This window comes from Planctomicrobium stercoris (genome assembly GCF_051465655.1).
Classification (GTDB): Bacteria; Planctomycetota; Planctomycetia; order Planctomycetales; family Planctomycetaceae; genus Planctomicrobium.
In genome coordinates this window covers 4,199,482-4,213,123 of record NZ_CP195791.1, presented here as the reverse complement: position 1 = coordinate 4,213,123, position 13,642 = coordinate 4,199,482, and the positions used below count along the sequence as shown (strand labels likewise).

The window sequence follows — 13,642 nt, the reverse complement described above, 5'->3', positions numbered from 1 at the left end:
GTCGGCTATCGCGCAGCCCGGGTCAGACGGTCGTTCAAGGCCAGTCCGAGCCCTTCATCGGGTAAACGGGTGGCAAAGATCCGGTCGATGCCGGGATTCTCATCGAGTCTGCGCAGAGCTGCGAAGAAGCTGGCGGCCGCTTCATTGAGGTTCCCGGACTCGGAAAGGACTTCCACCTGTCCGAATCGATCAGAGGCCTGAAACGGCTGCAGGCTCAATGCCCCATCGGATGGGCTGGCATCAATTCCGGTCCAGTCTTCGACGATGAGAAGACGTTTGCGGGGAGCGTAATGCTTCAGCAGTCGGCCCGGGGCGACCTGTGCTGTCCCGTCGTCACCTTCACTGGTCGGGACCGCGATGGGACCAATCTCAGCTTCAATGGCCTCTCGCGGCAGACCTCCGGGACGTAACAGCAGCGGGACTTCACCCTGAAGCACGTGCAATACTGTTGACTCCACTCCGATCCGGCACGCGCCCCCCTGCAGGACCAGATCAATCTGTTCCCCGAGAGAATCCATCACGTGTTCCGCGGTGGTCGGGCTGATTCGACCAAACGGGTTGGCACTCGGAGCCGCGACGGGGACTCCGCTGCGTCTGATCAATTCGCGGGCCTGTGGATGATCTGGGACCCGGACAGCGACCCCCGGGAGTCCTGCTGTCACCAGATCGGGGACGCAAGGTGCCTTCGGCAGCACGAGAGTCAGCGGCCCCGGCCAGAACTTCTGCATCAGCGTTCTGGCGACCTCAGGGACGTCAGTCACCAGCGTTTCGATCTCCGAGACGTCAGCAATGTGGACGATGAGTGGGTCGAAGTGCGGACGCTTCTTCGCGGCAAAGACTTTGGCGACTGCCGTCACATCCAGCGCATTGGCTCCCAGACCGTAAACGGTCTCCGTGGCGAACGCGACCAGTCCCCCTGTTTTCAGCCGCCCGGCAGCCAGTTCGATATTGTCAGTCAGTTCAGCGGGCACAATTCACCGTAGGGAGGTAGCAGGAGCACATTCAGGACGCGTCGTGAGTCAAGAGACGAGAGTCCAGAGCAGGTCGGTCAGCGACCTCCCGACTCTCGTGTCAGAATTTTCTTCGACCTGAATCAGTCAAAAATTGTGACCGATACAGCGGGCGTTGCCAACCTCATCGCTACAAACCGCATGTTGCGAATTGGCATCATGCAATTTCCATTGTGAAATTCGGCTTTTTCGAGCGGATCACGACTTCGGAGGCTAGTTTTCGGGAGAACTTTTTCCCTATGGAACTCATTTTGATGTCGCCCTTTCACCTGTTCTACCTCCGTCTGGTCCTGGCACAGGGGTTGTGTCTGGCGGTCGGCTTCTGGCTGCATTTTCAGGTTCATGCCGACGTGGTGAATTCCGTGGTCCTGTCGAAGCTGGGAGAAGAACGCTCGCAGGTCCTTCGGCAGATTTCCAGCAGCAACGTCAAAGCCAATACGGTGGCATTTCTGGGAAGCTGGGGGCTTCTGGCAGGTATCACCGGGATGTTGCTTCTCCGGGAACAGAGGGATCGACTGGAAGCTGTGCTCAAGGAGCATGATCAGCCGGCTGGCCCGGAACTCACCCTGTTCAATTCAGGGAATGACGAATCCTCTTCCGACGCTCGGCGTGCTGCTCTCGCGAGTGTGCAGGGTCGGCCTCAACTCCGTCTGGCAGCGGGGGATGATGACCTCGCGATGGACGATGATGCCGATTTCGCATCAATCTGCTCGATCTCGGACCGGTAAAACACCCCCCGGCTCGTCCATCAACGCTAGAGCGGTTTTGCTAATAATCTATTACGTTCCGCAGGCGATCATATGGACTTTCATGCGGTGAAAATCCTCAATCGCCTGCACATGATAGACCAAACTGGTCTGGCTGTCAGAAAAATCTGGCGGTCCCTGGAATGTCCTGTTATCTTTCAGGTGTGTCACTTCTCCACACCTGTCCGGCGTTAAATGGATCCTGTCTCATGTTCAGAGTCAAACTCGCTACGTTGTCGCATGCTGCATTTGCTTTCATGGTGATGGCAACGTCCAGTGTCTGGGCTGCCGAAATCAAAGTGGAAGGGGTGCATCTGTGCTGTGGCGGGTGCGTGAAAGCTGCCAGCCAGTCCCTTTCCAAAGTCGACGGTGTCTCAGCCGTCAATGTCGACAAGGATCACGAAACGGTGACCTTCGAGGCCGCTGACGATGCTGCAGCTCAGCGAGGCCTGAAGGCATTAGCGTCCAGCGGATTTTACGGAAAAACCTCCGTCCCCGGCCCGGAGTCCAAAATCGATCCCGACAAAACCGCTGACGAAGTTCAGGTCACCGGAGTCCACCTGTGCTGCGGCGGTTGTGTGGACGTTGCGAAAGATGCAGCTGCGTCTGTCGCGGGAGTGAGATCGGTTGAAGCTGTCCAGAAGAAAGGGACATTGACGATCAAGGGAGAGAAGATCAATCTCGCTGCGACCTTGAAGGCACTGCACGATGCCGGCCTGCATGGCGAAGTCAAATAGACCTGAATCCCGTCGAGAATCGTGGTCTTCCAATAGAAAAATCCCCCGGGAACATGCCGGGGGATTTTCGTTTTTCATCGCGACATTCAAGCAGTGACGTGATTGTTACTGCTGCTGGCTGGTGGTCCCAGGGCGTTGAGCCTGGATGACCGATGGAGCACTGCCGTAGTACACGCTGGGCTCGTCCAGAATCCAGGGAGTTGACCAGGACTGCCCGTTGTCTGCCGAACAGACGTTGAAGAAGATCGTGTTGAACGTCGTTCCGCGGATGCTGTACGGGAGTGAAGAGCGGATGTAGTCGGCCTGAGTCAGGTCTTCGACACCGGCATGGGCGTAGTAGTGAACGCGGCCATCTGGTGTGACAGACATTCCCAGCGTCCACCAGCCCGGAGTCTCGATGACCGGTCCCTGCATTTCGTGCCCCCGTTCATCGGCTCGCAGCAACAGCATGGCATACGGATGACCCTTCTTGTTCTGGGGATCGTCGCCCGGCACGAAGTGGATGAAGAAGCCTGGATAGAACGGTTCCATTTCGGTCACTGTATTCATACGTCCGCGTCCGAACAGCTTCTTGCCGACGCTGGGCTTCTGCTTTTCCTGCGGTCCCTGCATCCCTGCACGGTATCCGAAGGAGACTCCGTTTCGCTGTTCCCATTGATCCCAGGAGGGGAGATACAAACGCACGGTCGTGCTGGGGGAAGAGGCCACCGACACCGGGCGGGCCTTCATGATGAAGTCGTCCTGAGCCTGATGAACTCCGTCTTTACGGAAGTTGAATCCCGGGTGCCCTGGGACGCCGGTATCGCGCGAACGCAGGTACAGGCAGCCTTTGCTTCCGGGAATACCGCCAGCCGGGGTTTCGACCCATTTGACGGAGTCCGGAGAGCCTCGCTTCGGACTTTCGAACCACATGCCGGTGCTGCTGAAGCCGAGCGGATACCGCACCTGCTCATCTTCCTCTCGGCTGCTCTTGGGCAGGTTGTGAGTGTAGACGAATGTCGAGTCCTCCAGGTCATCCCGGTTGAGCAGTGTTCCTGACCCGGGAACGAACTGCGCAGAAGAGACCGCCGGAAGCAGAAGGACCGGGGTCGCCAACAACAGAATTCGGAAGTATGTTGACCAACAGAGCATCGTATTGTTTCCATCCTGGAGACATGCGTGCTAACCAAATTTGGAGGAATCGTCCATGAGACGACTCACTCCTGTGGTATCGGATTTCCTGCCTGAGACGGTGATGTGATCCGTGCGGAGTCCGGTTGCGGAAGCTGGGGAAAATATCCTGCGGCAGAAACTTCCGCTGGCGAGTCAGCCCGTCGGTCGGACGGCTGATTCTGCTGGTCATGAGCGGAATGTTTTGCCACACACTTCAAATGTGTGGCAAAACGATGAACGGGAAATGCTCAATAGTCATTCAGAATCGCAATCACCTCTTGCTGGATCCTTCCTCCGGTGACATGCACGGTTCCAGCCCCGTCGATGAAGACATCCACTTCGCTGCGGATGCCGAATTCCGCCTGGTAAATACCCGGCTCGATGGAAAAGCAGGTGCGGGGGATCAGCTGGCGTTCGTCACGGGTTTCCAGATTGTCGATGTGGGCACCGTTGCCATGCAGGTCCTGACCGATGCTGTGGCCGGTCCGATGCGTGAAGTATGGGCCGTATCCCGCCTGGGTGATCACGCTCCTCACAATCTCATCCACCTCTCCGCCTCGAATGGCTTTTCCTTCAGCGAATGCGGACTTCACAGCTGCGATCCCCGCATCGCGTGCCGCTGCCACGATCTTGAAAACCTGCTGATACTTGTCAGGAACTGTCTCACCGACGTACCCGACCCGGGTGAGATCGCTGAAAATGCTGCGCGGCTGATCCAGCTTCGCCCATAAGTCAATCAGAACGAAATCCCCGGCGCGAATCAGCGTCTCTTTTCCGGTTCCAGTTTCGTAATGAGGCATGCCGCTGTGCTCGTTTCTCGCCACGATCGGCGGGTGCGACGTCACGCAACGATGCTTCAGAAAATGCTGTTCGATCGCCTCAGCGACAGCTTGTTCCTCCACGCCCGTTCCCGCTCGAGCGGCATCGGCAATCATCTTCCAGGCGACGTCATAGGCCACATTCGTAATGACCGAGGCCTGCAGATGCGATTCGAACTGGGCGTCATCGCAGGTCGCTTCAAACAGCTGAATCAGATCGCCCGAAGAAACGACATCGACCCCATACGAGCGGACAAGATCCACCGTGCCGGCATCGACTCTCGAAATATACGGGTTCCCAGCCAGCGGAGCGTATTCCATCGCCACTGTCTGCTTGCCCTGACAGAACGCCTGCAGGCCGGCAGCGAACTCCCGCCAGTGCAGGTAGACCCGTGCATCTCCGGGAAGGTGGTCCAGAGAGGTCTCTTCAATCCGATGGACAAGTTTCATTGGCGTGCCGGAAGCCGGGATTCCGTACACGCAGCGGCGCGACCCCAGGGTTCCCTCGGGAAACTCCAGAAGCCGCCGGGCCAGTGCATTACTCCCCCGAAAATCGTACAGCAACCAGCCATCGATCCCGTACTCCCGCAGAGCCTGTTGAATCGCTTCGAGGTCAAAACTCAAGATCGCACCGGGGGGGAGAGGGGACTGGGTAAAGGGAAGTGGGGTCAGTTTTATTGAAGTGTGATTTTCCCGCAGATGTCGGGGCATCGCAATGGTGAGGACAGGGAATTCAGATGGAACCACGGAAGGCGCGGAAAAGCACGGAAGATGAGACGAGAGGTCGTCAAACTGTGAATCAGGCGCGTCGTATGACATTGACCAGTCAAAGAGATCCCGGATCCGAATTCGCTGGATTCCCCCGATTCGCGCTTCCTTTCCGTGACTTCCGCGTCTTCCGTGGTTCAATTTCACCCTGCCGGGCCGACAAAAACCGGTGCTGTCATTCATGTCCGCCTGAAATGCGGGCTGGCTGCTTGACGGGAACGACAGCCCTCGTGATCCTTCGAAGTTCACGAGATGTCCGCGAATGAAAGGGGAGGATTTCGCGCCACAGAGCAATCTTGATGCAAATCTTCTATCCTTCGTCGCAGGCAAGGCAACATTGAAGGAAAAACGACGCTAGGGACCGGGGATTGGAAATGTCGCAGATGGAGAGGAAACAGACGTTCGCTGTGCAGAAGTTCAGGAATGAACCGCTCACGGACTTCAGCCGCCGCGAGAATCGCGAAGCGATGGAATTCGCACTCAAAGAGGTGAAATCCCAGTTCGGAACGGATTACACAGCTGTCATCAACGGCAAGGCGATGACCACCCGCTCCAGCCTCGTCGCCCGCAATCCCTCAAAGAAGTCTGAAAACCTTGGAACCATCAACGCGGCGACGGTGGAGTTGGCAAATCAGGCTGTCGAGTCGGCCCGGGCAGCTGCAACGCGGTGGCGAAAAGTTTCCACGGATCACCGTGCGGAATACGTCGAACTGATGGCCTCTGAAATGCGGGCACGGCGCTTCGAGCTGGCTGCCTGGATGGTCTATGAATGCGGAAAGCCCTGGAAAGAGGCGGACGGCGACGTCGCAGAGGCGATCGATTTCTGCAATTACTATTCGCTCGCCATGCGGGACCTGACCACGACGCTCAAGTGTGATTACCCCGGCGAAGAGAACAGCTACGACTATCGCGCCCGTGGGGTGGTGGTGGTCATTGCTCCCTGGAATTTTCCGCTCGCCATTCTCACCGGCATGACGGCAGCCGCTCTGGTGACCGGAAATGCCGTGGTGATGAAGCCTGCTGAGCAGTCTTCGATCATTGCGTCCAAGCTGATGCAGATTGCCAAGGATGCAGGGATTCCGACCGGAGTGCTGAACTTCCTTCCCGGCGTGGGAGAAGACATCGGGCCGACGCTCGTGCAGCATCCGGATGTCGATGTCATCGCCTTTACCGGGTCCCGTGAAGTCGGCCTGACGATCAACAAACTGGCCGCAGAGCCCTCTCCCGAGCAGGCAAACGTCAAACATGTCGTCGCCGAGATGGGGGGCAAGAATGCCATTATTATTGATGAAGACGCGGATCTGGATGACGCTGTGCTCGGGGTCGTTCGCAGCGCATTCGATTATGCCGGTCAGAAATGCTCCGCCTGTTCGCGAGTCATCGTGCTGGGAGACATCTATGACACGTTCCTGGAGCGATTGAAACTGGCATGCGAGAGCCTGATTGTCGGGCCGGCGGAAAATCCTGGCAGTGACTTCGGTCCTGTGATTGACGAAGAGGCCTTCAACCGGATCCAGGATTACATTGCGATCGGCAAGGAAGAATGCACGACGATTGTGGCAGGGGATGTCGGCAAGCTTGCCAAAGAGGGGTATTTCATCGGGCCGCATGTTTTTGCCAACGTCGAACCCGATTCCCGGCTGGCTCAGGCGGAAATCTTCGGTCCGGTGCTGTGTGTGATGCGAGCCCGGAATCTGGACCACGCTTTCCAGATTGCCAACGGAACACGCTTCGCGCTGACCGGTGGAATCTACAGTCGAAGTCCGAAGAATCTGCAGCGGGCACGAGAAGAGTTCCAGGTTGGAAATCTGTACCTCAATCGGGGGATCACCGGAGCGATTGTGCAACGGCACCCCTTTGGCGGATATAAGATGTCGGGGATCGGCACAAAAACGGGCGGTCCCGACTATCTGTTGAACTTCCTGCTGCCAGTCACCGTCAGTGAGAATACGGTCCGACGTGGATTCGCACCTGCCACAGAGACCGAATGATGATGTGAGCTGAAGGTTGTCCTTGTCCCGACGAATCGCAGGTTGAACTGCGTTTTCGTGTTCAACAGCACGTGTTCCACCAGAAAGCGCTACAATGACTCCGACACCTTCGCACCGTCCGCAACCTTCGGCACTCGGACTGGCCCCCAGCTTCGGATTCGGCGACCGGCTGGGCCTGGCGACTCCCGGGCATCTCGCAGCGCTTCAGCAGGCGGGAGGACCGATTCTCGGGATCTTTGCCCAGCAGTCGATCCGGGAGATGGCCCGGACTCAGCGGACGGCCCCGCAGGTGATGCAGGCTGCTGTGGATGCTCTGGCTGCCGCGGGATTCACGGGAGTCTGGGGAGCTGATGCGGATCATCTGAAGACGGAAGAAGACATCAAGTACACTGCTGATGCCGGATTCGTCTTTTACACGATCGATCCCAGTGGCAGCGTCGATCAACGGGCGGACGATTACGATGAGAACACGCTGCAGGAAAAATTTGCTGCGATCGAGGACGATGTTGACTGGGTTCAGCACTACACCGGAAAGACGATTCGAGTCGACCAGGGACCGATCATCGATTTCAATGCTGAAGCGGTCCTGCGGGCAGCGGTGAAATACGGCCCCGCCATCCGGAAGACGATAGAACTGGCACAGACGATTCAGCAGGCCGCTTCCGAGCGGAAGCAACCATTCGAAATCGAACTGAGCGTGGATGAAACCGATCAGCCGACCACTCTGGCCGAGCACTACATCATTGCCGACCAGCTGCGTCGACATGATGTGCGGATCATCAGTCTTGCTCCGCGTTTCATCGGAGAACTCGAAAAGGGAGTTGATTACAAGGGAGACCTCGCTGCCCTGGAACGCTCGATGGGTGAGCACGCGGCCGTTGCGCGATCGATGGGCCCTTACAAGATCAGCCTGCATTCGGGGTCCGACAAACTTTCCATGTACGGACTGCTGGCGCGGAAAACGCAGGGACAGTTCCACGTCAAGACCGCGGGAACCAGCTATCTGGAAGCGTTGAGAGTTGTGGCCCGCTGTGCCCCGGACGAGTTTCGACGGATCGTCGATTTCGCCCGTGATCGTTACGACGTGGACAAGGCGACCTATCACGTCTCGGCGACCACCAATGACGTTCCCGCACCCGCGAACGTCCAGACCGCGCGGCAACTCGAACAGCTGTATCTGGAATGCTGGGACGATGTCCCGGCCGGACGCGGGTTCACAGCACCGGGTCGGCAGATCCTGCATTGCACGTTCGGATCGGTCCTGCTGCACCCGGAACTGGGGCCAGTCGTCCAGCAGGTGCTGCGTGAGAATGCCGGGGTTTACAATGAAGTGCTGACCGAACACTTCGTTCGCCATCTTCAGGCCCTGAACGCAGGCTGAGTCTGGCGGAGACAGGATTTTCGCAGAAGACGTCGCACTGGCCTGTCTGCTGGAGACATGGTCAAGAGGGGCGTCTTCCGAGTTCCTGCAATCCCAGTCCCAGGTAGAAGAGTCCCACGGCCAGCGTCCCGGCAACTTCCATCCATCCGGAGAGGAATGTTGTGATCAACCAGCCCGCTGCGGCTGCTGTGAATGCGACGAACGCAATGAGGAAATACACGCGCGCGGGCTGACCGGGCAGCCCCAGCAGGCGCGGATTCTGTCCTTCAGTCTGCAAGTCCTGATGGTCCGGGGAGACTGTCGGATTCCGATTTTCAAGCGGCGGTGGCCGCGACGCTCCAGGGGGGAGATCCCTGACAGGGCGAGACATGACCTGACTCCATTTTTGAATGTTGGCCTTCACTCAACTTCTGGGCAATCGCCGCCGGAACTTCTCACTTTCGTGGGATTCGCCCGGGTGCGACCGTTCAACTTATTGAAATGCTCAATGAATCTTCTCTCAGCGCACGAAGCGTGAGCGAGTGCATTCTTGGCATGACGCGACTCAATGCACTTACTCACGCGGCGTACTCTGAAAAAATCAAACTGTATTACGAGCCTGATTGCATGGCTGCAACCACTTGATGAGCAACCGGGAAACTCCTGGTGATGATCTTTGCAATCAGAATGTAAACGGGAATTCCGATCGTGACGTTGTAGGAAAATGTGCATCCCAGTGAAGCTGCGAGTGGAAGTGTCGGGCTTGCTTCGGGGATCGCCATCCGCTGCACCGCTGGCAATGCGATATAAGAAGCTGCTCCGCACAGGACTGCGAACAGGGCGTACGTTCCGATCTCAAGAGTTTGCCCCAGAAACATTGAATACGCGTGGGCAATGCAGATCCCCAGTGTCGCGAACAGATTGGGGGCGAGGACGGCAAAGGCGACGAATTTCCAGCCGGCGCTCCGCAGGTCACCCAGTTTCTGGGATGCGGTCATCCCCATCTCCAGCAGGAACAGGCACAGAATCGGCGGGAATAGGTTCACAAACAGAGTATCGTCCGGCTTCGTAACCGAGGGGCCCTGCAGCTGACTGATGAACCCAATGAGAATCCCTGAAAAGAGCAGGTAGATCCCGGGGTTGAAGAAGACTTCATGCAGCAGTTCCTTATTCAGGAGACTGCCGGAATGACGGGACTCTTCGGTGACCAGCTCCCCGCCATGTCCCGGTTCCTGCAGCGAGATGTCATCTTCAAAGTCTTCGGGAGACTCGCGGTTTGAATCCCCGGACATATGGTCGGAACGGGTCGCATTCTCGCCCTGATAAAGTGCTTCCTCTTCAATCCCGGCCGCGACGAGCGCCGCCTGCCGAACAGGGACGGTTCGTGAATGCGTGCCGACGTGCTTCTGAAGGGCGGGCTCATGGATCGCGATGTGGCTGTGTACGGCGTTCCGATCGTATCCGCGCTCCCCCGGCATGTTTCCATTCGCGTCCATTCCATTTCTTCTCAGGCGGGCCACGATGACCAGTGCGACCAGGCAGCCGGGAATCTCCATGACCGCCAGCATCACCGGCATGTAAGCGGCATAGGCAATGCCTGTCGCTGTCAGCACTCCAACGCAGGTGACGAATGTTCCCGCAGAGTCCGATCCGTAGTAGCCGGCGACAGTGGCCGCGTCGATCTGTCTGAGACCGGTCGTCAGTCGCAGGACGGAATAGGCCAGACATCCAATCACCAGGTTGGTGAAGAAGCCGATCACCATGAATCCGAGCGCCTGAACGAGATCTCCTCTCGACAGGCTGGCCAGCTCTTCTCCCCCATGCCAGCCGATCGCCAGCAACAGGTAGATGGTGATGGACTGGTAGAGGACTTTCGGGAATTCGAACTTCATTTTCAGAATCGGGATCAGAAAGCCGGCATAGAAAAAGAGCAACAGCGGCTTAAAGAGATTGTGGATAAAGTTATATCCGAACTCCTGGAGGAGACTCATGTTCTCTGCGTTGGCGGAGGCCGCAGGGAAGTGTCCCGCGGCATGAGACGCCAGCAAAGTCATTGGCTCCAACATCATCTGCAACATCAACTGCTCCTGGCCGCTTCCGAGGCGTTCCTTTCTGGTCGCTTCTGGGAGCAATTCGCTCCGGCGGGCGCTGGCGACTCAGATGTTTCTACGAGTGAACATGCCTGGGATCGCCTGCGAAACACGGAAGAACTTTCTCAAAAAAGCTTTCGTGACCTCGGTCGCCGATCCAGAAATGGATCACTCATCGTGAACCTCGATCCCAGCAGCAGCCACCGTGCCAGAAGCGCGAAGGAATTCGACCGGCCACCCCCGTGGAGCCGAGATCGACCGTGGCTGCGTCGGGGCCAGCGGCGGGCGGTGAACTGTAACTCCGTAGGAATGACAGAGAAAAGAAAAATGCACGGACGCGGCTTGTCCTCGTGCTCTCTTCGGAAAAAGAAGGTATCTTCAGAAGTCTTGGATCAAATATTTTCGACATGGTCTAATTTCTAGACACGACCTGACCGAAGTGGTGTCACTTCCTCTGTCGACGAACGCCCCTCTGGAAAGCTGTGATGAATACGCGATTCATGCTGCACATCATGGCTCCCACCATTGCGATCAGCATCCTGCTGTTCAGCCTCGGAATTCTGGCGGCCTGGAACGTCCAGCAGCAACAGGCGTCCGTTTCAGAGCTGGTCAATCTGGAATTTCACAATACGCTGGCCGCACAGAATCTGCTGCTGGTGGTCAGCGACATGCGGCAGCTGCTCCGCCAGTACCATTTCGATCCACAGGACGAGTTCCTTGATCAGATCGAAGCGCTGCGGCCCGCTTTCGAGAATCGACTCGAACGACTGCACGAGTTCGCCACGAATACAAAGTCGATTGCCGGCGGAGTCGCCCAGAAGACATCTCTGCAGATCTGGGCCGAACTGCATCAGGGCATGCAGACGTTCTTTGAGCAGTTGAAAGAACTTCGCAGCCAGCCGGTCGAACAGAGAGATGCTGCCGCGACGGCTCTGGATGATCTGCTGAATACGAATGTTCAGCGTCCCATCAGCGAATACGTCAAAACCAACGAGCAGGCGGCCGATCGCACGAACGAAGCCAATCGCCAGACCGCCAACAAAATGTTCGAGGCATTCCTGCTGCTGGGGGTCTGCGGAGGAGCTGCCGGTCTGGTCGCGGGACTGGCCATCGCCCGTGGGGTGCGTCGCACAATGATCAAGCTGGACGTTTCGGTGCGGGGAGCTGCGGACCGGCTTCAGGAAGTGGTCGGCCCTGTCAAGATTTCGAACATCGGCGGGATTTCAGGGCTCGAATCGGGGCTCAAGCAGGTTGAAGATCACATCGGTTTGGTCATTGAACGTCTGCAGCAGCGTGAGCTGGAAAGCCTTCGAAACCAGAAATTCGCTGCGGTAGGACAACTGGCAGCCGGCTTGGCCCATGAACTTCGCAATCCGCTGATGCCGATGAAGATGCTCGTGCAGCGGGCTCTCTCCCGACCAGATGGCCCCAGTCTCTCTCAACCGCAACTGAAGGTGCTGGATGAAGAGATTCGTCGACTCGAGGGACTGGTGCAGGAATTTCTCGACTTCGCCAAGCCGCAGGCACTCCAATGCAAACGGATCGATCTGGCCACCGTCATTCGGCAAGCGATGGAACTGGTCGCTGCCCGTGCCAACGTTCAGCATGTCGAACTGTCCGCGGATCTCACCGACGGACGGGTTGAGGTCGATGCCGATCCGCTACGGATGCGGCAGGTGATGCTCAATCTGTTGCTGAACAGTCTGGATGCTCAACCAGAAGGGGGCAGCATCGAGATTCGACTCGAAAGTCCGCAGGGGAGCGACCCGCAAGAGCCTGAACCGATCCTCATCCGTGTAATTGATTCCGGGCCAGGCGTCCCGCCGGAAATGCTCGAACAGATTTTTGAACCGTTCGTCAGTACGAAAGAGACAGGAACGGGACTGGGGCTGACGATCTGCCGGAGGATCATCCAGAATCACGGAGGAGAATTGAACGGATTCAATCTTCCCGAGGGGGGCGTCGAGTTCCGGATCGAATTACCTCCCGCCGCGCCGCAGGTCGATTAGACTAGTTTGGTCTATCATGTGCAGGCGATTCAGGGTTTTCACCGCATGAAAGTCCATATTATCGCCTGCGGAACGTAATAGATTATTTGCAAAACCGCTCTGGCCGCACCCCGGGGAGGAGTGCGGCCAATCAGCGACTGCGTCAGTCTTCCATGATTTCTTTTTCTTTGTCCTTGGCAATCTCGTTCGTCTTGCCTTCGAACTTCTTTGTCAGCTCCTGAATCTGCTCTTTGACGCTTTCGAGATCGTCCTCGGAGAGAGTCTTTTCCTTCTCGGCAGTGTCTGCATGTTTGTTGGCATCACGACGCACGTTGCGGATCGCAACGCGAGCTTCTTCCGCGAACTTGCTGATGCGGGTGGTCATTTCCCGTCGGCGTTCGGTCGACAGGGGCGGAACATTGATGCGGATCATGCGCCCGTCTGAATTCGGGGCCAGTCCCGCGTCGCTCGCCTGAATCGCCTTGATGATGTCGTTGAGAGAGCCCTGATCGAACGGGCGGATCAGGATCTGCTGCGGTTCAGGACAGCTGACGGTCGCCACCTGCTTGAGCGGGGTTGGCGAACCGTAGTAGTTCACCCTCACGGAATCGACGAGGCCGGGGGAAGCGCGTCCGGTCCGCAGTCCCGAAAGGGAATTGCGAAACACTTCGACTGCTTTCTCCATGCGTTCTTCGGCATCCAGCAGAATCTCATCAACGTCCATAGCCATATTTCACACTCCTCGAGCGATGCAGCAACTCGTCACTTCCCGGCAATCTGAGGAAGGTGACATGTTCAAAAAAATTTTCCGATGCGAAATCTCATCGGGAAATCACCATACTGCACAGAGTCAAAATAGAGAAGTGCAGGGGTGGCGATCACCGTAATTCCCTGCCGTGAGGCAGCATCGGATGATGTCGCGGCCCCACCAATCCCATGGGGTGAGGAAAAGGACCGTGGCTCAGCTGCGCGACGTGTTCGT

General features: G+C 57.4%; 11 protein-coding genes. 5 read left to right on the top strand and 6 right to left on the bottom strand.

The window, feature by feature from the left end; all coding sequences use genetic code 11:
• Window positions 1–5: 5 nt before the first annotated feature.
• Window positions 6–971, bottom strand: a complete 966-nt coding sequence (locus SH661x_RS16910) for an L-threonylcarbamoyladenylate synthase (RefSeq protein ID WP_437223848.1) — start codon at window positions 969–971, stop codon at window positions 6–8.
• A gap of 293 nt (window positions 972–1,264) precedes the next feature.
• On the opposite strand from SH661x_RS16910, the gene SH661x_RS16905 reads away from it, so the two are divergent.
• Complete coding sequence (locus SH661x_RS16905) at window positions 1,265–1,738, top strand: hypothetical protein (RefSeq protein ID WP_437223846.1); 474 nt, start codon at window positions 1,265–1,267, stop codon at window positions 1,736–1,738.
• A 227-nt stretch (window positions 1,739–1,965) separates the two neighbouring features.
• Complete coding sequence (locus SH661x_RS16900; RefSeq protein ID WP_437223843.1) at window positions 1,966–2,493, top strand: cation transporter; 528 nt, start codon at window positions 1,966–1,968, stop codon at window positions 2,491–2,493.
• 105 nt (window positions 2,494–2,598) lie between these two features.
• Here the strand turns inward: SH661x_RS16900 and SH661x_RS16895 are convergent, their stop codons facing one another.
• Window positions 2,599–3,624 carry a hypothetical protein gene (locus SH661x_RS16895; RefSeq protein WP_437223840.1) on the bottom strand — a complete coding sequence of 342 codons (1,026 nt, stop codon included), beginning with the start codon at window positions 3,622–3,624 and terminating at the stop codon, window positions 2,599–2,601.
• 269 nt (window positions 3,625–3,893) lie between these two features.
• Window positions 3,894–5,087 (bottom strand): M24 family metallopeptidase, encoded by a 1,194-nt coding sequence (locus tag SH661x_RS16890; protein WP_437223837.1) that lies wholly within the window; start codon window positions 5,085–5,087, stop codon window positions 3,894–3,896.
• 527 nt (window positions 5,088–5,614) lie between these two features.
• On the opposite strand from SH661x_RS16890, the gene pruA reads away from it, so the two are divergent.
• Together pruA and SH661x_RS16880 are read left to right on the top strand one after the other, a co-directional pair.
• Window positions 5,615–7,222: an L-glutamate gamma-semialdehyde dehydrogenase gene (pruA, locus tag SH661x_RS16885; RefSeq protein ID WP_437223834.1), complete on the top strand. Its 1,608-nt coding sequence runs from the start codon at window positions 5,615–5,617 to the stop codon at window positions 7,220–7,222.
• 94 nt (window positions 7,223–7,316) lie between these two features.
• Entirely contained in the window at window positions 7,317–8,603 is a 1,287-nt protein-coding gene (locus SH661x_RS16880; protein ID WP_437223831.1) for a tagaturonate epimerase family protein, read from the top strand.
• A gap of 61 nt (window positions 8,604–8,664) precedes the next feature.
• On the opposite strand, the gene SH661x_RS16875 is transcribed toward SH661x_RS16880, so the two are convergent.
• Entirely contained in the window at window positions 8,665–8,973 is a 309-nt protein-coding gene (locus SH661x_RS16875; RefSeq protein WP_437223828.1) for a hypothetical protein, read from the bottom strand.
• Window positions 8,974–9,193: 220 nt separating this feature from the next.
• Window positions 9,194–10,573, bottom strand: coding sequence for a sodium-dependent bicarbonate transport family permease (locus SH661x_RS16870; protein WP_437231216.1), 1,380 nt, complete (start codon window positions 10,571–10,573; stop codon window positions 9,194–9,196).
• A 584-nt stretch (window positions 10,574–11,157) separates the two neighbouring features.
• On the opposite strand from SH661x_RS16870, the gene SH661x_RS16865 reads away from it, so the two are divergent.
• Window positions 11,158–12,681: a sensor histidine kinase gene (locus SH661x_RS16865; RefSeq protein WP_437223826.1), complete on the top strand. Its 1,524-nt coding sequence runs from the start codon at window positions 11,158–11,160 to the stop codon at window positions 12,679–12,681.
• Window positions 12,682–12,823: 142 nt separating this feature from the next.
• On the opposite strand, the gene frr is transcribed toward SH661x_RS16865, so the two are convergent.
• Complete coding sequence (gene frr / locus SH661x_RS16860; protein ID WP_437231215.1) at window positions 12,824–13,384, bottom strand: ribosome recycling factor; 561 nt, start codon at window positions 13,382–13,384, stop codon at window positions 12,824–12,826.
• Window positions 13,385–13,642 lie beyond the last annotated feature (258 nt).

Bases quoted from the DNA above. Each gene is read 5' to 3' on its own strand.
- SH661x_RS16905 (WP_437223846.1), top strand. From the start codon at position 1,265: ATGTCGCCCTTTCACCTGTTCTACCTCCGTCTGGTCCTGGCACAGGGG.
- SH661x_RS16900 (WP_437223843.1), top strand. From the start codon at position 1,966: ATGTTCAGAGTCAAACTCGCTACGTTGTCGCATGCTGCATTTGCTTTC.
- SH661x_RS16895 (WP_437223840.1), bottom strand. From the start codon at position 3,624: ATGCTCTGTTGGTCAACATACTTCCGAATTCTGTTGTTGGCGACCCCG.
- pruA (WP_437223834.1), top strand. From the start codon at position 5,615: ATGGAGAGGAAACAGACGTTCGCTGTGCAGAAGTTCAGGAATGAACCG.
- SH661x_RS16880 (WP_437223831.1), top strand. From the start codon at position 7,317: ATGACTCCGACACCTTCGCACCGTCCGCAACCTTCGGCACTCGGACTG.
- SH661x_RS16875 (WP_437223828.1), bottom strand. From the start codon at position 8,973: ATGTCTCGCCCTGTCAGGGATCTCCCCCCTGGAGCGTCGCGGCCACCG.
- SH661x_RS16870 (WP_437231216.1), bottom strand. From the start codon at position 10,573: ATGAGTCTCCTCCAGGAGTTCGGATATAACTTTATCCACAATCTCTTT.
- SH661x_RS16865 (WP_437223826.1), top strand. From the start codon at position 11,158: ATGAATACGCGATTCATGCTGCACATCATGGCTCCCACCATTGCGATC.
- frr (WP_437231215.1), bottom strand. From the start codon at position 13,384: ATGGACGTTGATGAGATTCTGCTGGATGCCGAAGAACGCATGGAGAAA.